Origin of the sequence: Aquabacter cavernae (genome assembly GCF_003993795.1) — a bacterium.
In the GTDB taxonomy this organism is placed as follows: domain Bacteria; phylum Pseudomonadota; class Alphaproteobacteria; order Rhizobiales; family Xanthobacteraceae; genus Aquabacter; species Aquabacter cavernae.
The window spans coordinates 1,401,329-1,419,122 of the sequence record NZ_RWKV01000008.1 but is presented as its reverse complement, the minus strand read 5'-3'; the positions used below and the strand labels follow the sequence as shown (position 1 = coordinate 1,419,122).

18 protein-coding genes are annotated in these 17,794 nt (G+C 70.7%); 16 read left to right on the top strand and 2 right to left on the bottom strand.

Annotated elements, in window-relative coordinates; genetic code table 11:
• The first annotated feature begins 27 nt into the window (after positions 1-27).
• From EJJ38_RS11130 to EJJ38_RS11110, 5 genes are read left to right on the top strand one after another with little or no spacing between them, the layout of a single operon-like run.
• Positions 28-3,942: a baseplate multidomain protein megatron gene (locus EJJ38_RS11130; protein ID WP_127090123.1), complete on the top strand. Its 3,915-nt coding sequence runs from the start codon at positions 28-30 to the stop codon at positions 3,940-3,942.
• A gap of 26 nt (positions 3,943-3,968) precedes the next feature.
• Entirely contained in the window at positions 3,969-4,670 is a 702-nt protein-coding gene (locus EJJ38_RS11125; RefSeq protein WP_127090122.1) for a DUF2793 domain-containing protein, read from the top strand.
• Between the two features lie 27 nt (positions 4,671-4,697).
• A complete protein-coding gene (locus EJJ38_RS11120) occupies positions 4,698-5,012 on the top strand; it encodes a spike base protein, RCAP_Rcc01079 family (RefSeq protein WP_127090121.1) in 315 nt (104 codons plus the stop codon).
• Positions 5,009-5,824 carry a hypothetical protein gene (locus EJJ38_RS11115; protein ID WP_127090120.1) on the top strand — a complete coding sequence of 272 codons (816 nt, stop codon included), beginning with the start codon at positions 5,009-5,011 and terminating at the stop codon, positions 5,822-5,824. The genes EJJ38_RS11120 and EJJ38_RS11115 overlap by 4 nt, the downstream gene beginning before the upstream one ends.
• On the top strand, positions 5,821-6,042 hold the full coding sequence (locus tag EJJ38_RS11110) for a hypothetical protein (RefSeq protein ID WP_127090119.1): 222 nt from the start codon (positions 5,821-5,823) through the stop codon (positions 6,040-6,042). The genes EJJ38_RS11115 and EJJ38_RS11110 overlap by 4 nt, the downstream gene beginning before the upstream one ends.
• A gap of 7 nt (positions 6,043-6,049) precedes the next feature.
• Here EJJ38_RS11110 and EJJ38_RS11105 read toward each other — a convergent pair whose 3' ends face one another.
• A complete protein-coding gene (locus EJJ38_RS11105) occupies positions 6,050-6,280 on the bottom strand; it encodes a hypothetical protein (protein WP_127090118.1) in 231 nt (76 codons plus the stop codon).
• 100 nt (positions 6,281-6,380) lie between these two features.
• Here EJJ38_RS11105 and EJJ38_RS11100 point away from each other — a divergent pair, with 100 nt between their 5' ends.
• From EJJ38_RS11100 to EJJ38_RS11075, 5 genes are all read left to right on the top strand, one after another.
• A complete protein-coding gene (locus EJJ38_RS11100) occupies positions 6,381-7,148 on the top strand; it encodes a glycoside hydrolase family 108 protein (protein ID WP_127090117.1) in 768 nt (255 codons plus the stop codon).
• A gap of 219 nt (positions 7,149-7,367) precedes the next feature.
• Positions 7,368-7,598 carry a hypothetical protein gene (locus EJJ38_RS11090; RefSeq protein ID WP_164738475.1) on the top strand — a complete coding sequence of 77 codons (231 nt, stop codon included), beginning with the start codon at positions 7,368-7,370 and terminating at the stop codon, positions 7,596-7,598.
• A 99-nt stretch (positions 7,599-7,697) separates the two neighbouring features.
• Complete coding sequence (locus EJJ38_RS11085) at positions 7,698-8,369, top strand: response regulator transcription factor (protein ID WP_127090114.1); 672 nt, start codon at positions 7,698-7,700, stop codon at positions 8,367-8,369.
• A gap of 31 nt (positions 8,370-8,400) precedes the next feature.
• Positions 8,401-9,786 carry a sensor histidine kinase gene (locus EJJ38_RS11080; protein ID WP_127090113.1) on the top strand — a complete coding sequence of 462 codons (1,386 nt, stop codon included), beginning with the start codon at positions 8,401-8,403 and terminating at the stop codon, positions 9,784-9,786.
• A 149-nt stretch (positions 9,787-9,935) separates the two neighbouring features.
• The gene (locus EJJ38_RS11075) at positions 9,936-10,382 is read left to right on the top strand and encodes a hypothetical protein (RefSeq protein ID WP_245454189.1); all 447 of its coding nucleotides are present in this window, start codon (positions 9,936-9,938) and stop codon (positions 10,380-10,382) included.
• Positions 10,383-10,711: 329 nt separating this feature from the next.
• Here EJJ38_RS11075 and EJJ38_RS11070 read toward each other — a convergent pair whose 3' ends face one another.
• Entirely contained in the window at positions 10,712-11,095 is a 384-nt protein-coding gene (locus EJJ38_RS11070) for a YidB family protein (protein ID WP_164738474.1), read from the bottom strand.
• 280 nt (positions 11,096-11,375) lie between these two features.
• Between EJJ38_RS11070 and ccmI the strand changes: the two genes are divergently transcribed.
• The 6 genes from ccmI (at position 11,376) to EJJ38_RS11040 (ending at position 17,640) form a co-directional block, all read left to right on the top strand.
• The gene (ccmI, locus tag EJJ38_RS11065) at positions 11,376-12,506 is read left to right on the top strand and encodes a c-type cytochrome biogenesis protein CcmI (protein WP_127090111.1); all 1,131 of its coding nucleotides are present in this window, start codon (positions 11,376-11,378) and stop codon (positions 12,504-12,506) included.
• A gap of 39 nt (positions 12,507-12,545) precedes the next feature.
• Positions 12,546-13,025 carry a cytochrome c maturation protein CcmE gene (gene ccmE / locus EJJ38_RS11060; protein WP_127090110.1) on the top strand — a complete coding sequence of 160 codons (480 nt, stop codon included), beginning with the start codon at positions 12,546-12,548 and terminating at the stop codon, positions 13,023-13,025.
• On the top strand, positions 13,022-15,001 hold the full coding sequence (locus tag EJJ38_RS11055; RefSeq protein WP_127090109.1) for a heme lyase CcmF/NrfE family subunit: 1,980 nt from the start codon (positions 13,022-13,024) through the stop codon (positions 14,999-15,001). Before ccmE ends, EJJ38_RS11055 begins: the two co-directional genes overlap by 4 nt.
• Positions 15,002-15,003: 2 nt before the next feature.
• Positions 15,004-15,513 (top strand): cytochrome c-type biogenesis protein, encoded by a 510-nt coding sequence (locus EJJ38_RS11050; protein WP_210211190.1) that lies wholly within the window; start codon positions 15,004-15,006, stop codon positions 15,511-15,513.
• Positions 15,513-15,935, top strand: a complete 423-nt coding sequence (locus tag EJJ38_RS20630) for a hypothetical protein (RefSeq protein ID WP_245454188.1) — start codon at positions 15,513-15,515, stop codon at positions 15,933-15,935. The genes EJJ38_RS11050 and EJJ38_RS20630 overlap by 1 nt, the downstream gene beginning before the upstream one ends.
• 148 nt (positions 15,936-16,083) lie before the next feature.
• Positions 16,084-17,640, top strand: a complete 1,557-nt coding sequence (locus EJJ38_RS11040) for a Do family serine endopeptidase (protein WP_127090108.1) — start codon at positions 16,084-16,086, stop codon at positions 17,638-17,640.
• Positions 17,641-17,794: the final 154 nt, after the last annotated feature.

Below are 17,794 nucleotides of genomic sequence, written 5' to 3'. Positions count from 1 at the left end.
CCTTCCCAAAACACATCGGAGACGTTCATGGCGACGCTGCTTCTCGGTGCGGCGGGCTCGCTCGCGGGCGGGGCCCTGTTCGGCCCCGTGGGGGCGCTGGCCGGCCGTGCGCTGGGTGCGCTGGGCGGGGCGAGCGCGGATGCGGCCCTTTCGGGCGGCGGGCGCAGCCGCGTGGTGGAGGGCCCGCGCCTCGCGGACCTCGACGTGATGACCTCCAATGCGGGCGCGCCCGTGCCCCGCCTCTATGGCCGCGCGCGCCTGCCGGGCGAGGTCATCTGGGCGACGCGGCTGGAGGAGGTGGTGTCCACGCAGGTGCAATCCACCGGCGGCAAGGGCGGGCGCGCGGCACGCACCGCCACCACCACTACGGTGAGCTATGCCTACTACGCCTCCTTCGCGGTGGCCCTGTGCGAGGGGCCGGTGACGCGCATCGGCCGCATCTGGGCGGACGGCAAGCCGTTCGACCGCGCGGGCGCCACGGTGCGCGCGCATCTGGGCATCGAGGGGCAATTGCCCGATCCCTGGATCGCCGCCAAGCAAGGCGCCACCGAGGCGCCTGCCTATCGCGGGGTCGCCTATCTGGTGTTCGAGCGCCTGCCGCTGGCCAAGTTCGGCAATCGCGTGCCGCAGATCACGGCGGAGGTGGAGCGCAGCGTCGGCGCGCTGGAGCGCAGCGTGAAGGCGGTGACGCTCATTCCCGGCGCCACCGAGTTCGGATACGAGCCCGCCGAGGTGCAGCGCGTGGTGGGGCCGGGGGCCTATGCCGCCGAGAACCGCCATGTACGCACCGCCGGCAGTGACTTTTCCGCCTCCATCGACCAGCTGCTCGCCGCCTGCCCGAACCTGGAGCGGGTGTCGCTGGTGGTGTCCTGGTTCGGCGACGATTTGCGGGCCGGGGCCTGCACGGTGCGGCCCAAGGTGGATTTGGTGGAGAAGCTCACCGTGCCCGCCACCTGGATGGTGAGCGGCCTCACGCGCCTTCTCGCCCAGCCCACCAGCCGCCATGAGGGCCGCGCCGCCTATGGCGGAACGCCCTCCGACGCCAGCGTGGTGGCGGCCATCTCGGCGCTCAAGGCGCGCGGGCTGAAGGTGACGCTGAACCCCTTCCTGATGATGGACGTGCCCCCCGGCAGCGGGCGGCCCGACCCCTGGACCGGCGCGGCGAGCCAGCCCGCTTATCCCTGGCGCGGGCGCATCACCTGCGACCCCGCGCCGGGCCGCGCGGGGAGCCCGGATGGGGCATCGGGAGCGGCGGCGCAGGTGACGGCCTTCTTCGGGGCCGCGCAGCCTGCTCATTTCTCCTCCGCCTCCGGCCATGTGCTCTATGGCGGCCCGGCGGAATGGAGCTATCGCCGCATGGTGCTGCATTACGCCCATCTGGCGGAGCTGGCGGGCGGGGTGGAGGCGTTCCTCGTGGGCTCGGAATTCGCCGCGCTCACGCGGGTGCGCGGGCCGGACGGCGGCTTTCCCGGCGCCACCAACCTCGCCATCCTTGCGGCGAACGTGAAGACCATTCTCGGTGCCGGCACCAAGGTGTCCTACGGGGCGGACTGGACCGAATATGGCGCGCAGGTCTTCGCGGACGGAAGCGTCGCCTTTCCCCTCGATCTCCTGTGGGGATCGCCCGCCGTGGATTTCGTGGGCATCGACTATTACCCGCCGCTCTCCGACTGGCGCGACGGCACCGCACATCTCGATGCCGGCGAGGCCCCCGCCATCCACGATCCCACCTATCTGAAGTCCCGCCTGCGGAGCGGGGAGGCGTTCGACTGGTATTATCCCGACGATGCCGCACGGGCCGCGCAGGCGCGCGTGCCCATCACGGACGGGGCCTATGGCGAGCCCTGGATCCATCGCCAGAAGGACCTCTGGAACTGGTGGTCGCGGGTGCATCTTCCGCGGCCCGGCGGCGTGCGGTCCGCCTTGCCCAGCGCCTGGGTGCCCGGCTCCAAGCCCATCCGCCTCATGGAGGCGGGTTGCCCCGCCGTGGACAAGGGGCCGAACCGGCCGAGCGTGTTTCCGGATCCCAAATCCACTGAGAGCGGCTACCCGCCTTTCTCCAATGCGCGGCGCGACGATTTCGTCCAGCGCCGCATGCTGGAGGCGGTGCTCTCCACCTTCGAGCCCGCCGCCGGGGCGGGGGAGGCGGACAATCCGGCCGCGCCTGTCTATGGCGGGCGCATGGTGGAGCCGGGCTGCGTGTTCCTGTGGACCTGGGATGCCCGGCCCTATCCCGAATTCCCGCTCGCCACCTCCGTGTGGGCGGACGGAGCGAACTGGGAGACGGGCCATTGGCTGAACGGGCGGCTCGGCGCCGCGCCGCTGGGCGATCTCGTCGCCGCCTTGTGCGCCGACCATGGGGTGGAGGACGCGGATGCGTCCGGCATTCCCGGCGTGGTGGACGGCTATGTGGTGGATCGCCCCATGTCCGCCCGCGCCGCGCTGGAGCCGCTCGCCCGCGCCTTTGCCTTCGAGGCGCGGGAGGAAGACGGGCTCATGGTGTTTTCCGCGCGCGGCGGGCGCGTCGCGGCCGAGATCCAAGAGGATGACCTCGTGCTGGAGGAGGACCGCGCGCCGCTCTCCCTGGTGCGCGGGCAGGAGAGCGAACTGCCTCTGGAGGTGGGCATCACCTTCACCGATCCCGGCGCCGATTATCGCACCGCCACCGTCGCCTCCCGCCGCCTACCGGGGCCGAGCCGCCACGTCTCCAACGCGCAGGTGCCGGTGGTGGCCCCGCCGGCCGTCATGGGGCGGGCGGCGGATGTCTGGCTGCAGGATCTGTGGGCTGCGCGCGAGACCGCCACCTTCGCCCTGCCGCCCTCCCGGCTCGCTTTGGTGCCCGGCGACATCGTGGAGCTGACGGCGGGCGGCCGCGCGCGGCTTCTTGAGATCACCCGCATCGAGGAGGCGGAAGCGCGGGCCGTCACCGCCCGCTCCATCGAGCCGGAGGTGTTCGAGACCGCCCAGCGGGTTTCGGAGCCCGGCCGCATCCTCCTGCCGGAGCCGTCCGGTCCGCCGGACGTGCTGCTGCTGGACCTGCCCTTGCTGGAAGCTGCCGACCCCGTTCCCCTGTTGCATGTGGCGGCCTTCGCCGCGCCCTGGCCCGGCACGCTGGCCCTGTGGCGCTCGGCGGATGGCGCCAGCTTCGAGGCGGTGGCCGCGCTGGGGGCACCCGCCACGCTGGGCCAGACGCTGGAGGATCTTCCCCCCGGTCCGCTCTGGCGGTTCGATCGCTCCACGCGCCTCGTGGTGCGCCTCGAAGGCGGCCTGCTCATGGGGGCGGGGGAGGCGCAGGTGCTGGACGGCGCCAATGCCCTGGCCCTGGTGGGGGAGGGGCGGGCGCCGGAGATCATCCAGTTCCTGGACGCCGAACTGCTCGAGACCGGCATCTATGCCCTCACCGGCCTGCTGCGCGGACAGGCGGGCACGGAGGCGGCGGGGGCCGCGTCCTGGCCCTCCGGCACGCGCCTCGTCCTGCTGGACCGGAACCTGGCGGTGGGCGCTGCCGGCCTCTCATCCTATGGCCGCAGCTTCACCTTCCGCGTGGGCCGGGCCGATCGCGACCATGGCGACACGGCGGTGCGCGAAGTGTCCGGCACCGTGGGCGGGCGCGCCCTCACGCCGCTTGCGCCGGTGCATCTGAAGGCGCGGCGAACGGGCGGGGACATCCTCCTCTCCTGGGTGCGGCGGACGCGCACGGATGGCGACTGGGACGCGCTGGACGCGCCGCTTGGCGAGGCGCTGGAAGCCTATCGCGTGGAGATATTGGACGGGGCGAGCGTGCGCCGGGACTTCGAGGTCTCCACGCCCACGCTCACCTATGCGGCCAGCCAGGAAGTGGCGGACTTCGGCACGCCGCGCACCGCGCTCGCCTTCCGCGTGGCGCAGCTCTCCGCCGCCATCGGCCCTGGCGCGTGGGCCACCGCCACCCGCGCGCTCTGATCCTTTTCTCTCTCCCGGAGCCTGCCATGCCCGACATCTCGGCCCGCCTGGGCCTGCCCTATATCGCCGCCGCCCAGGCGCAGAAGCACGTCACCCACAATGCCGCCGTCCGGCAACTGGACGCGCTCGCCCACCTCACCCTGGAGAGCCTCACCCGGACGACGCCACCCGGCGCGCTTTCCGACGGGCAATGCTGGTTTGTCGCCACCGGCGCCTCGGGGGCCTGGGCGGGCAAGGCCGGCACCATCGCGGCCTATGAGGCGGGGGCGTGGGACTTCTACGCACCCCGCGCGGGCTTCGTGGCCTATGTGGCCGACGAGCGGCGCCTGCGGGTGTTCGACGGCGCGGCGTTCCTCTCTCCGCTGGCGGCCAGCCTCCACCGGGCGAGCGTGGATGCGCTGGTGCTGCAGGAGGACGTGACCCTGTCCGGCGCGAGCCGCGACACGACCATCCTCATTCCCGACCGGGCCATCGTGCTGGGCGTCTCCACGCGCACGCTGGTCGCGGTCACGGGGGCCACATCCTATGACTGCGGCCTCGCCGCCGAGCGCGCGAAGTTCGGCGGCACGTTGGGCGCCGCCATGGGCTCCGTGAATGTGGGCGTCGTCGGCCCCACCGCTTTCTATGCCGCCACCGCCGTGCGCCTCAGCGCCAATGGCGGCAGCTTCACCGGAGGGCAGGTGCGCGTCGCCATCCACATGCTCACCTGTCCCGCCCCCATCGCCTGATCCCATCCCCCGTCCCGGAGAGCATCCATGCCCTATGATCCCGCCCGCGACCCCGTCCATGGGCTCGCGGCGAGCGCATCCTCGCCCGCCCGCCTGCTGCGCCGGGTGGTCCCGTCCGACACGGGCGACCTTGCTGTCTATGCCAAGAGCCTGTGGGTCCATGTGCCCGCCACCCTCGCCGAGGCGACCGTCCGCGTGACCTGCGCGGGGGCCGCGGACGGGGAGAGCGTCGATGTGCTGGCCGCGTCCGGCCTCCAGCCGCTTCCGCCCGTCCAGGTGCGTCGCGTCTGGGCCACCGGCACCACGGCGGGCCTCGCCATCTATGCCCTGAGCGACCGATGAGCCGCCTCGGCCTGTCCCTTCCCAGCACGGCCCTTCTGCGGGGCCGCGCGCGGGGCCTGCTGCCGGAGGTTCTCGCGCTGACGGCGCGCATGACGGCGGCACCGTCCGCCGGCCGAACCCGTGCCATCGGCGCGCTGGTTCAGTCCCTGAAGACCGCGGGGGTCTGGCCGAAGCTGGATGTCCTCTACATCCTTGCCGCCCATGACGCCCAGGCGGCGCGGCTGAACTGGATGGCGGACCTCTACAACCTCACCGCCGTCAACTCGCCGTCCTTTCTGGCGGACCAGGGCTATGCGGGTGGGACGAACACCTATCTCGCCACCGGCTATAATCCGGCCGTCCACGGCGTCCGCTACACCCGGAACGACGCCCATATGGGCGTCTGGGACCTGACCGACCGCGCGGCCGGCAACATCGTTCCGGCGGGGACCTCCACGGGGACCGGCGTTCTGGTGGGCATGTTGCAGCGCTATTCGACCGATCGCGCCGCCATCTCCGTCAACGACCAGTCCTCCACATTCGCGAACGCGCACTCCGAGGGGTTCTTCATCGGGAACCGCCTCTCCTCGGCGACGCGCGGCGTCTACCGAAACGGAGTCCTCCTGGTGGACACGGCCGCCACCAGCGTGGCGATCCCCTCCATTCCCGTGGACCTGCTGTGCTTTATCTATAACGGCGGCGCGGCGCGGGGCTATTGGTGCACCGACCGGATCGCCGCATTCAGCATGGGCGGGGGGCTGACGGCGGGGGAAGCCGCCGCCTTCCATGCGGCGCTCAGGGCCTACCTTCAGAGCGTGGGAGCGGTGGCATGAGCGCGCTTTTCCTCATCCTGAACGCGCAGGATGCGCAGGCGGTGCGCGGCCCCACCGCGGCGGGGGCGGCACTGGAGCCCATGGCACAGGCGGATGGGACCACCTTCGTGCTGCCCATGGCGGTCCTGGATGATCCCGCCCACGCGGTGCACCACGCCTTGCTCGCGGCGCTGGAGCGTCGCGCGCTGGATCCGACAGCGTGGGAGGTGCCTCAGTAGCGGCGCCTCAATAGATGTCCAGCCAGGAGGGGCATTCGGCGCGCGCATTGTGGAACGTCACCTTATGGAAGGAGACGCCGGTAAAATAATAGCAGTCGATCTCGTCGATCCGCTTTTGCCAGTTCATCAGGACACGCGCCGGTACGTACATGCCGAGTGCATTCACCTGCAGGTAGAAGACGAAGGTCATGAAGACGAGGAGCAAGATGAGGAACCCGCGCCCCAACAAGCGGTCCATCGAATGCGCCTCTCCCACTAAGCCTCAAGCGGAGGCCTGAGTTCGCCGCAGCTCCGGCTCCGGAGCCCGCTTTTCATCCCCCTAAACATAGGTGACCCGAATGGCAGCGTCCAGTTTCGGCGCCGCGCTCGCGCGCGTCCTGCGCCACGAAGGCGGCTTCAGCGACCATCCCGCGGACCCCGGCGGCCCCACGCAGACGGGCGTAACCCAGCGTGTCTATGACGGCTATCGCGCCCGCAAGAACCTGCCTCCCCGCAGCGTGCGCCTGCTGGAGGAGGCCGAGCTGGTGGATATCTACCGCCGGCACTATTGGGACGCCGTGCGGGCTGACGACCTACCCGTGGGGCTCGACTATGCGGTGTTCGATGCGGCGGTGAATTCCGGCCCGGCCCAGGCGGCCAAGTGGCTCCAGCGGGCGGCGGGCGTCGTCGCGGACGGGCAGGTGGGCACGCTGACCCTGGCCGCCGTCACGGCCGGCGATCCCGCCAGGCTGGCCGCCGATCTCTGCGACCGGCGCCTCGCCATGCTGCGGACCTTGCGCACCTGGCCGGTCTTCGGGCGCGGCTGGGGGCGGCGGGTGGCCGAGGTGCGGCGGGTGTCCGTCGCGCTTGCCTCCGGCACATCCCTTGCCGAGCCCGAAATGCCCGTCTTCACCGCCACCCCGGCCGGCAAGGCGCCGCCCTCGGACCTGTCCTTGGCGGCGGTGGCGCGCAGTCCCGAGGCGCTGGCCGGCGGGCTGGCGGTGCTCGGCGCCTTGGCCAACGGGGCGGCGCAGCCCGGGCCGCTGCAATGGGCGGTGGCGCTGGCCGTCCTCGCCGCCGTGGCGGCGGCGGCGGTGGCCTTCGTGCGGCGGCGGAGGGAAGCATGAGCGTCGCCCATTGGCTCATCCATGGCTGGCCCTGGTGGCTCCAGGCTTTGGCTGCCGCCGGGCTGGCCGCGCCCGTCCTTCTCCTGGCCGCCCGCCTGTTCGGGGTCGGGACGGCGCTGCGTCTCGCGGGCCCGGTGGCGGGGCTGCTCGCCGCCTTGGCTCTTTTGCGCCGTGCCCGCCAGCAGGGGTGGTCCGATCATGAGGAAAAGGAGCAACGCGATGCGCAAGACGACATCGAGACCGCGCGCCGTGCCCGCGCTGATGCTGAACGTGCTGATTCTGGGCGCTCCGGCCCTGGCGGGCTGCGCGGCGACGACGGGTTCCGGCGGCCGTGACGTGTTCTGCGGGGCCGCCGCGCCCATCCGCTGGTCGGCGGCGGATACGGACGAGACCATCCGGCAGGTGAAGGGCCACAATGCGGCGGGCCGGGCCCTCTGCGGGTGGCGCTGACGGCGCGGCGGGTGACGCTCGCCGCGACTTCTGTCAATGTCCGCGGCGACTTGACCCGTGCCGCGGTGCGGGCCCCCGAATCGAGCGGAGTGCTGGCCCGTGCGCCTCCTGGTCATCGAAGACGATCCCGATCTCAACCGTCAGCTCGCCACCGCCCTGGGCGATGCGGGCTATGCCGTGGATGCGGCGTTCGACGGGGAGGAGGGGCTGCATCTGGGGGATACCGAGCCCTATGACGCGGTCATTCTCGATATCGGCCTGCCCAAGATGGACGGCATCTCCGTGCTGGAGAACTGGCGGCGCGCCAACCGCACCATGCCGGTCCTGATCCTCACCGCGCGCGACCGCTGGAGCGACAAGGTCCAGGGCTTCGACGCGGGGGCCGACGATTATGTGGCCAAGCCCTTCCACATGGAGGAGGTGCTGGCGCGCCTGCGGGCGCTGCTGCGGCGGGCGACGGGCCATGCCTCCAGCGAGCTGACCTGCGGGCCGGTGCGCCTGGACACCCGCTCGGGCCGCGTGAGCGTGAACGGCACGCCGGTGAAGCTCACCAGCCACGAATATCGCCTGCTCGCCTATCTCATGCACCATGTGGGCCGGGTGGTGTCGCGGGCGGAGCTGGTCGAGCATCTGTACGACCAGGATTTCGACCGCGATTCCAACACCATCGAGGTGTTCGTCGGCCGTCTGCGCAAGAAGCTGGACAGCGACGTGATCCAGACCGTGCGCGGCCTCGGCTACATGCTCGCCCCGGCAGAGGGGGGGCGGTGACCGCGCTGCCATCCCATTGGGATCGCAGGCCATGACCCCCCATTCGGGAAGCGGGTCGCTCGCCTTCCGCCTGTTCCTGTCGGCCGTGGTGGTCACGGCCGGCGTGTTGCTGCTGGTGGGCGTGGTGCTGTCCTCGCTCTACCGGGCGGGCACCGAGCGGGCCTTCGACCGCCGTCTCGACATCTATCTGAAGACCCTCGTGGCCGAGGTGGCGGGCACAGGCCCGGGCACCGACATGCCGGTGCCCCAGGCGCTGGGCGAGCCTCTGTTCCTGTTTCCGCTCTCCGGCTGGTATTGGCAGGTCACGCGGGTGGATGGCGACAGCCCGCTCACCCGTGCCTCCCGTTCGCTGGGAGACGCGACGCTGCCTTTGCTCTCCAAGGCCGAGCCGGACCATGGCGGCAGCATCCAGGAGGGCTATCTCCCCGGCCCGGAAGGCCAGCGCCTGCGCGTGGTGGAGCGCACGCTCGATCTCGGGCCGGAGGGCAAGTTCGCCATCGCGGTGGCGGGGGATGCCAGCGAGATCGACGGCGAGATCGCCTCCTTCAATCTGGCGCTGGCGGGCACCTTCGCCGTGCTGGGCCTCGCCTTCCTGCTGACCGTCCTGTTCCAGATCCGCTTTGGCCTGCGGCCCCTGGCACGCATGTCGCAGGCGCTGGCGGCGGTGCGCTCGGGACGGGCCGAGCGCCTGGAGGGGGAATATCCCGAGGAGGTTGGCCCGCTCATCCAGGAGGTGAACGCCCTCATCGACGCCAATCGCGAGATTGTCGAGCGCGCCCGCATGCATGTGGGCAACCTTGCCCATGCCCTGAAGACCCCCCTGTCCGTGCTGCTGAACGAAGCCGGCACGCGGGAGGATCCCCTGGCCCAGCGGGTACGCGACCAGGCGGGCGTGATGCGTGGGCAGGTGGCCCACCATCTGGAGCGCGCCCGCATGGCGGCCCGCGTGTCCGTGCCCGCGACGGTGTGCGAGGTGCGGCCCATCCTGGTGTCGCTGGCGCGCACCATGGAGAAGATCCACCGGGCCAAGGACCTCGCCATCGACGTGCGCAGCCTGGAGGATCTCCGGTTTCGCGGTGAGCGCCAGGACCTGGAGGAGATGGTCGGCAATCTCGTGGACAATGCCTGCAAATGGGCCACGGGACGGGTGGAGATGGAGGTCTATGGCCCGCCCGCCCACCAGCCGTTCGACCGGACCTTCCTGCACATCATCATCGACGATGACGGCCCCGGCCTCGCCCCCGCCAAGCGGGCAGAGGTGGGGCGGCGCGGGCGGCGGCTCGACGAATCAAAGCCGGGATCGGGCCTCGGCCTCTCCATCGTCCAGGAATTGGCGGGCCTGTATGGCGGCCGGCTGGAGCTGGGAACCGCCCCGCTCGGGGGATTGCGGGCGGAGTTGATCCTGCCCGCCGCCTGAGCGAAACCCGCCTGGAGCGTGTCCCGGATGCCGCGCGAGAGCGCCGACCGGCTGCGGGGACGGGGCGAAACGCCACCCGCCTCTTGCGCTGCACGCGGTTTCATCCCAATCCTGGCCGTGGCCGGTCCGAAGGGCCGGAGGGTAACGGCGTGGGGACCTTGAGTGTCATGATGGCGGTACGGGTGCTCGTGCTGGCGCTGTTGGGCGGCGCCCTCGGCGGCTGCGTCACCAGCGGCGGCTCGGGGCCGGGCGGCTCGCTGGCTTCGGCGTCGGGCAATGCCCTGCCCGCAGTGGCCGCCGGCGGTGTGCTGAACAATGCGCTGGGCGGCGGCCTGGACGAGGCCGACCGGCAGCGGGCCTACAATGCCGAGATCGCGGCCCTGGAAGAGGGCGGCCCCGGCACGCCGGTGGGCTGGCGCGGGGACAACGGCATCTACGGCACCGTGATCGCGGGGCCTGCCTATCAGCGGCCCGGCTATACGCGCTGCCGCGATTTCTCCCACACCATTTTCATGCAGGGCAAGCCGCAGCTCGCCCGCGGCGCCGCCTGCCGCAATACGGACGGCGGCTGGACGGCGGTGTCCGTGGGGGTCTGAGGCGATCCGTTCCCGTTTCCGCACGGCTGCGCAGGCGTGCCTGTTGGTCCCTCTTCATACCCTCTGCGCTCTTCCCCCTCCCCAATTCTCCCCCGCAAGCGGGAGAGGGGGCCTGTCGTGTGGGATGGAAGGTAGCGCTTCAGGCCGAACGGCAGTTGCTGGGTTTCGGCGATCCCTCACCCTCAGCGCACCGCGCCCCCTCTCCCGCCCGAACTCGGCTGTTGCCGAGTTCGGTTCGATCGTGTGCCGAAGTCGGCAACAGCCGACTTAGGTGCGGGGGAGGGCTGGGGAGGGGGAAGGACGCAACCCGTGTCTTTCCAAACGGGCTGTCAGGGCGCGGGGAGTTCCACCACGCCGTTGGGGCTCAGGCGGTCCACCGCGAGCGGGAGATATTGCGAGATCAGGCCGGGAAGCATGGCGGCGGGCACCCCGAGAGCGGCGGCGAGGGTGCTCATGGTCATGGGGTCGATGACTTCCATGATCTCCTCGGAGGTGACGGGCAGGTTGTCGCTCGCGCCCAGCCAGGACTCCACCTGTGCCCCGAAGCCGCCCTCGCGGAACCGGTCCAGCAGGCCGTCGAGGTCGCCATAGGGGCTTGCGGCCAAGGCGGCCTGCAGCTTGGCGGGAAGCTGGCTCGCCAGCGCGGCGCCGAGGAAGCCGGAGAAGGCGCCGCCTTTGCCGAGGGCAGCGCCCAGATGGTCGAACAGGCCCATGGCACATCTCCTTCCGCCCGAAAGCGCGATCCGTCCGGACGGATCGTGGTCAAACCGAATGAATAGAGGCGAAGGTACCGTTGGGACATGCGCGCGCCGCGCGCCGTCCGAACCCATCGCACTCTGAATGAAGCCGGTCTCATAGCACATTGGTTCGGGCGAGGCGCGGGCTTCGCCGTGACCTCCCGGCGATCACGGTTGGGAGAGGAGGGCGCGGCAAGCCGTCCCGCGACCACAAGCAGCCTTTGCTTCGCGGCAAACCTCCGCTAACGGCATGCGCATGCTGCCGGCTCCTCTCTTCGCCGCCTTCGCGCTCATGACCGCTTTGGCGGTGATGGCCGTGCTGTGGCCGCTCAGCCGCCGCCGCGACCTGCGCGTGGCGCGGGATGCGGACCTTGCGGTCTATCGTGACCAGATGTCCGAGCTGGACCGCGATGCCGGTTCCGGCCGTCTCTCCCCCGAGCAGGCGGAGGCCGCGCGCGTGGAAGTGGCCCGCCGCATGATCGCGGCGGCCGATGCCGGTGCCGAGATCTCGTCCACCTCCGCCGGTCGCCGCAAGGCCGCCGCCGTCATCGCGCTCGCCTTCATTCCGCTGATCGGCGCGGGCCTTTATCTCAAGCTCGGCGCGCCGGACGTGCCGGACATGCCGCTCTCCTCCCGCCTCTCCGCGCCGCCGGACGGCACCGACGTGGCCATTTTGGTGCGCCGGGTGGAGGACCATCTGTCGGCCAATCCCAATGACGGGCGCGGCTATGAGCTGCTGGCCCCGGTCTATCTCAAGCTCGGCCGCATGGACGATGCCGTGCGCGCCTATGCCCAGGCGATCCGCTTTCTGGGGCCGACCGCCGAGCGGCAGGCGGCGCTGGGCGAAGCGCTGGTGGTGCGCGACGAGGGCATGGTGGGCCAGGATGCCACCCGCGCCTTCCAGGCAGCGGCGGCGCTCGATCCCTCCTCCCCCAAGGCACGCTATTTCCTGGGCCTTGCCGCCGAGCAGGACGGGCGGCGCCAGGATGCCGCCGCCATTTTCGGTCAGATGGCCGCGGATGCTCCGCCCAATGCCCCCTGGCTGCCCATGGTGCGGGCCGCGCTGGCGCGCACCGGTGGCACCCCGGCGACGGCGGCACCGGCTCAGGCTCCCGGTCCCAGCGCTGCCGATGTGGCAGCGGCGTCGCAAATGAGCGGTTCGGATCGCTCGGCCATGATCCAGGGCATGGTGGACCGCCTCCAGGAGCGGTTGAATACCGAACCGAAGGATCTGGACGGCTGGCTCCGTCTGGCGCGCGCATGGCGCGTGCTGGGCGAGGAGGCCAAGATGCGCGCGGCGCTGAATGCGGCGCGCACCGTCTTTGCCGGCGATGCGGACGCCACGGCGCGCATCGATGCGGCGCAGAAGGAATTGGGGGGCGGGTAAGATGGGCTGCAATGCCAAAGGCAGAAAGGCCAGTGGATCGTGACGCGCAAGGGTCGCCGCCTCGTTCTCATCGGTGCCGCGCTCACCGTGCTCGGCCTTGCGGCCGCGCTCGTGCTGACCGCGCTCAACGACACCATCGTGTTCTTCCGCACCCCCACGGAGGTCGCCCAGCGGCAGGTGGTGCCCGGTGAGCGGCTGCGCCTGGGCGGGCTGGTGGAAGCTGGAAGCGTGGTGAAGCAGGGCGCCACCGTCACCTTCGTGGTGACCGACGGTGCCGCCAAGGTGCCGGTGGCCTATACGGGCATGCTGCCCGACCTGTTCCGGGAAGGGCAGGGCGTGGTCACAGAAGGCCGCCTGCAGCCGGACGGCACCTTCGCCGCCGACACCGTGCTCGCCAAGCACGACGAGAATTACATGCCCCGCGAGGTGGCGGACACGCTCAAGAAGTCCGGCCACTGGATGGAAGAGGCACAAAAGGGCCGCGCCTCCGGCGCTGGCGGCGGGGCGCTGACCCAATGATCGCGGAAATCGGACAATACGCGCTCATCCTGGCGCTCGCCCTCGCGCTCATGCAGACCGTGCTCCCCGCCTGGGGCGCGCATCGGGGGGACCCGACGCTCATGGGCGTGGGCGTGCCCGTGGCGCTGGTGCTGTTCCTGTTCGTGAGCCTGTCCTTCGCGGCCCTGGTGGCGCTCTATCTCACCTCCGACTTCTCGGTGGTGAACGTGGTGGACAATTCCCACTCGCGCATGCCCACCATCTACAAGATCACCTCCACCTGGGGAAACCATGAGGGCTCCATGCTCCTCTGGGTCCTGGTGCTGGCGCTGTTCGGCGCGCTGGTGGCGATCTTCGGCGGCAATCTCCCCGACCGCCTCAAGGCCAATGTGCTGGCCGTGCAGGGCTCCATCGCGGTAGCCTTCCTGCTCTTCATCCTGCTCACCTCCAATCCCTTCACGCGCCTCGTGCCCCCGCCCGCGGAGGGCGCGGACCTCAATCCGGTGCTGCAGGATCCCGGCCTCGCCATCCATCCGCCGCTGCTCTATCTCGGCTATGTGGGCCTCTCCATCGCCTTCGCCTTCGCCATGGCGGCGCTCATCGAGGGGCGGATCGACGCCGCCTGGGCGCGCTGGGTGCGGCCCTGGACGCTGGCCGCCTGGGTGTTCCTCACCCTCGGCATCGCCATGGGCTCCTACTGGGCCTATTACGAATTGGGCTGGGGCGGCTGGTGGTTCTGGGACCCGGTGGAGAACGCCTCCCTCATGCCCTGGCTTGCGGCCACCGCGCTGCTGCATTCCGCCGTGGTGATGGAGAAGCGCGACGCGCTGAAGGTCTGGACCATCCTCCTCGCCATCCTGGCCTTCTCCCTGTCCCTCCTCGGCACCTTCCTGGTGCGCTCCGGCGTGCTGACGTCGGTGCATTCCTTCGCCAGCGATCCCACGCGCGGCGTGTTCATCCTGGCCATTCTTGCGGTGTTCATCGGCGGCGGGCTCGGCCTGTTCGCGCTGAGGGCGGGAGACCTGAAGCAAGGCGGCCTGTTCGCCCCGGTCTCGCGCGAGGGCGCGCTGGTGTTGAACAATCTGTTCCTCACCGCCGCCACGGCCGCCGTCTTCGTGGGCACGCTCTATCCCCTCGCGCTGGAGGCGGTGACCGACGACAAGATCACGGTGGGCCCGCCCTTCTTCAACCTCACCTTCGGCGGCCTCATGCTGCCGCTCATCTTCGCCGTTCCGTTCGGCCCGCTTCTGGCCTGGAAGCGCGGGGACCTGCTGGGCGTGGCGCAGCGCCTGATGCTGGCGGCCGCCTTCGCGGTGGTGGCGGCGGTGGTGACCGCGGCGGCGGAGGACCGGGGCCCGGTGCTCGCCCCCGTGGTGCTGGGCATCGCGGTGTTCGTCATCCTCGGCGCGCTCACCGACATCGTCGAGCGCTCCGGCGTCGGGCGGGTGCCCGCGCGGGTCTGCCTCTCGCGTCTCGCGGGCCTGCCGCGCTCCACCTATGGGACGGCGGTGGCGCATATGGGCGTCGGCATCTGCCTGATCGGCATCGTCTCCGAGAGTGCCTGGAGCACGGAGAAGATCGCCGGCCTGCGCATGGGCGACAGCTTCACCATTGGAACCCGCGACCTCACTCTGGAGCGGATGGAGAACCGGACCGGCCCCAATTACAGCGCCCGCGTCGCCGTCTTCACCATCCGCCAGGGCGGGATTTCCCAGGGCACCATCGAATCCGGCAAGCGCACCTTCACCGCGCGGCGCATGGGCACCACGGAATCCGGCATCCGCACCTTCGGTTTCAGCCAGCTTTATGTGGCGGTGGGGGACGAGGCGCCGGACGGGCTCATCGCCGTGCGCGCCACCTGGAAGCCGCTCGTGACGCTCATCTGGCTCGGTGCGGTGGTGATGGCGCTGGGCGGCTCTCTCTCTTTGGCGGACCGGCGCCTGCGGGTGGGCGCGCCCAAGCCCGCCAAGCGCCGCCGCATGGTTCCGGCGGAATAGGCATGGGCATGCGCTTTCCCCACCTGTCGGCTCTGTTGCTCGGCCTCAGCCTGCTGGTCTCGCCGGCCTTCGCCGTGCAGCCGGACGAGGTGCTGCCCGACCCGGCCATGGAGCAGCGGGCGCGCGACCTGTCCCGGGAACTGCGCTGCATGGTCTGCCAGAACCAGTCCATCGACGACAGCGACGCCCCGCTCGCCCGCGACCTGCGCATCCTGGTGCGCGAGCGGCTGAAGGCGGGCGACAGCAACGGGCAGGTGCTGGACTATCTGGTGGCGCGCTACGGCGAGTTCGTGCTGATGCGCCCGGTCTTTTCCTGGCGCAACGCGCTGCTGTGGGGCTTTCCGGTGCTGGTCCTGGTGCTGGGCGCGGCGCTCGCGGCCAGCGTCATGCGCCGCCGCGCCACCGCGTCTCCCCCCGCGCCGCTCTCGGCGGCGGAGGAGGCGCGCATGGCGCAATTGCTGGCGGACGCGCCGCAGGCGGGCCGGAATGGTGACGGGCAGGGGGGAAAGTGATGCGGTTCGCAGGATTTGCGGCGGGTATGGTGGCCCTGGGGCTGGCGGTTCCGGGCGCCGCGATGGCACAGACCGACATGGAGCGGTGTGTCGCCTGGGGTGCCCAGCCGGGCACCCAGGCCTTCTATAATTGTCTGGCCGCCCTTGAATCCCAGCGCGCGGGCCCCGCCCCGTCCGCGCCTGCTGCCCCCGCCAAGCGTCCCAATGTGGCCGATGGCCTTGCCACCCAATTGTGCGTGGAGCGCGCCAGCGCGAGGCCGCCCTATCCCATCGTGCGACTCGCGACCAACACTGTGTCGGGCAACGATCCGAAGTCCGTCAGCCTGTCCTTCAAGATCGAGAAGCCGGGCGCTTCGGTCGCCTTCTGGAACGTGACCTGCGTGTTCCGCGAAGGGCGGATGGTGGACTTCAAGGCCTCGTGATGCTGGAGCGTGGCGGCTCTCACGCCCTCGTGACCCACATTACAGCGCGGTAATCCTCCCGCCAGCAGACTGTAATGGTCCGGTTCATAGTCTCTCCCCAAGGCTGCCCCGTGGTGGGGCAAACTCCTGCAGAGAGACGACGAGCCCAATGACTGGTTTCACCTCCCCTTCGTCCCGCGTCCGCCGTCGCCGTTCCGCCCTGCTCGCGGGTGCGGTCGGCCTCGCCATGACCGGCGCGATCGTCGGCCAGTTCATTCCGCCCTTCAACGCGCCCGCCGAGGCGCAGATCGCCACCAACCTGTCGTCCAGCCAGAACTCCTTCGCCGATGTGGTGGAGAAGGTGTCTCCGGCTGTTGTGTCGGTGAAGATCAAGAAGGACGTGAATGCCCGCAACATGGCCTCCAACGAGGACGGCCTGTTCGGTGAGAACGTGCCGCCCCAGATCGAGAAATTCCTGCGTCGCTTCGGCTTCGAGAACGGCCCCGGCGGCCAGGGTGGCCCCGGCCAGATGCCCCGTCCGCCGCGCGGCGGCGAAGGCGGCGGCCGCCAGGTGGTGGGCCAGGGCTCCGGCTTCATCATCTCGTCCGACGGCTATGTGGTGACCAACAACCATGTGGTTGACGGCGCCAGCGAGGTGGACGTCACCACCACCGACGGCAAGGACTATGTGGCCAAGGTCATCGGCACCGATCCGCGCACCGACGTGGCGCTGCTGAAGATCGAGGGCAAGACCGGCCTGCCGTGGGTGAAGCTCTCGGATGCCCCGCCGCGCGTCGGCGATTGGGTGATCGCAGTGGGCAACCCGTTCGGCCTCGGCGGAACCGTGACCGCCGGCATCGTCTCGGCGCGCGGCCGCGACATCGGCGCGGGCCCCTATGACGACTTCATCCAGATCGACGCGGCGGTGAACCGGGGCAATTCCGGCGGCCCGACCTTCGGCCTGAATGGCGAAGTCATCGGCATGAACACCGCCATCGTCTCCCCCTCGGGCGGCAATGTGGGCATCGCCTTCGCCATCCCCTCCGAGACCGTGAAGCAGGTGGTGAACCAGCTCCGCGAGACCGGCAAGGTGGCGCGCGGCTATATCGGCGTGCAGATCCAGCCCGTGACCGACGACCTCGCCTCCGGCCTCGGCCTCAGCGAGCCCCAGGGCGCGCTCATCGCCCAGGTCCAGGCTGACACGCCGGCCGCCAAGGCGGGCCTGAAGAGCGGCGACGTGGTCTCCAAGGTGAACGGCGAGACCGTGAAGGACGCCCGTGACCTGTCGCGCCGCATCGGCATGATGAAGCCCGGCTCCACGGTCGCGCTCACCGTCATCCGCGACGGCAAGACCTCCAACATGGACGTGAAGCTGGAGCAGCTTCCCAGCGAGCAGAAGCAGGCGAGCGTGCAGGAGAAGGACTCGGCCAGCACCAGCGTGCCGCGCCTCGGCCTCCAGCTCGCCCCGGCTAAGTCCGTGCAGGGCGCTGGCGAGGAAGGTGTCGTGGTTGTGGAAGTGGAGCCCAACGGCCCCGCCGCCCAGCGCGGCATCCGCTCCGGCGACGTGATCCTGGACGTGGGCGGCAAGGTGGTGACCAGCCCCAAGGATGTGAGCGACGGCCTTGCCGCCGCCAAGGCGGAGAACCGCAAGGCGGTGCTCATGCGGGTCAAGGGTGAGCAGGGTGTCCGCTTCGTCGCGGTCACGCTCACCGACAAGGCGGGCTGAGGCCCGCTTGGCTCGGCGCCGATCGGGGGAAGGGCGCCGAGCCGGTATTCAAGGACGCGACCGGCACGCAGCGTGCCGGTTCCGGCGCGGACGGCCAAACCGTCCGCGCCGCGTCCGTTTCTAGCCGATGCCCCGGCCATGGCCCGCTTCGGCT

Coding starts and splice junctions, on each gene's coding strand:
- EJJ38_RS11130 (WP_127090123.1), top strand. CDS start 28: ATGGCGACGCTGCTTCTCGGTGCGGCGGGCTCGCTCGCGGGCGGGGCC.
- EJJ38_RS11125 (WP_127090122.1), top strand. CDS start 3,969: ATGCCCGACATCTCGGCCCGCCTGGGCCTGCCCTATATCGCCGCCGCC.
- EJJ38_RS11120 (WP_127090121.1), top strand. CDS start 4,698: ATGCCCTATGATCCCGCCCGCGACCCCGTCCATGGGCTCGCGGCGAGC.
- EJJ38_RS11115 (WP_127090120.1), top strand. CDS start 5,009: ATGAGCCGCCTCGGCCTGTCCCTTCCCAGCACGGCCCTTCTGCGGGGC.
- EJJ38_RS11110 (WP_127090119.1), top strand. CDS start 5,821: ATGAGCGCGCTTTTCCTCATCCTGAACGCGCAGGATGCGCAGGCGGTG.
- EJJ38_RS11105 (WP_127090118.1), bottom strand. CDS start 6,280: ATGGACCGCTTGTTGGGGCGCGGGTTCCTCATCTTGCTCCTCGTCTTC.
- EJJ38_RS11100 (WP_127090117.1), top strand. CDS start 6,381: ATGGCAGCGTCCAGTTTCGGCGCCGCGCTCGCGCGCGTCCTGCGCCAC.
- EJJ38_RS11090 (WP_164738475.1), top strand. CDS start 7,368: ATGCGCAAGACGACATCGAGACCGCGCGCCGTGCCCGCGCTGATGCTG.
- EJJ38_RS11080 (WP_127090113.1), top strand. CDS start 8,401: ATGACCCCCCATTCGGGAAGCGGGTCGCTCGCCTTCCGCCTGTTCCTG.
- EJJ38_RS11070 (WP_164738474.1), bottom strand. CDS start 11,095: ATGGGCCTGTTCGACCATCTGGGCGCTGCCCTCGGCAAAGGCGGCGCC.
- ccmI (WP_127090111.1), top strand. CDS start 11,376: ATGCTGCCGGCTCCTCTCTTCGCCGCCTTCGCGCTCATGACCGCTTTG.
- EJJ38_RS11055 (WP_127090109.1), top strand. CDS start 13,022: ATGATCGCGGAAATCGGACAATACGCGCTCATCCTGGCGCTCGCCCTC.
- EJJ38_RS11050 (WP_210211190.1), top strand. CDS start 15,004: ATGGGCATGCGCTTTCCCCACCTGTCGGCTCTGTTGCTCGGCCTCAGC.
- EJJ38_RS20630 (WP_245454188.1), top strand. CDS start 15,513: ATGCGGTTCGCAGGATTTGCGGCGGGTATGGTGGCCCTGGGGCTGGCG.
- EJJ38_RS11040 (WP_127090108.1), top strand. CDS start 16,084: ATGACTGGTTTCACCTCCCCTTCGTCCCGCGTCCGCCGTCGCCGTTCC.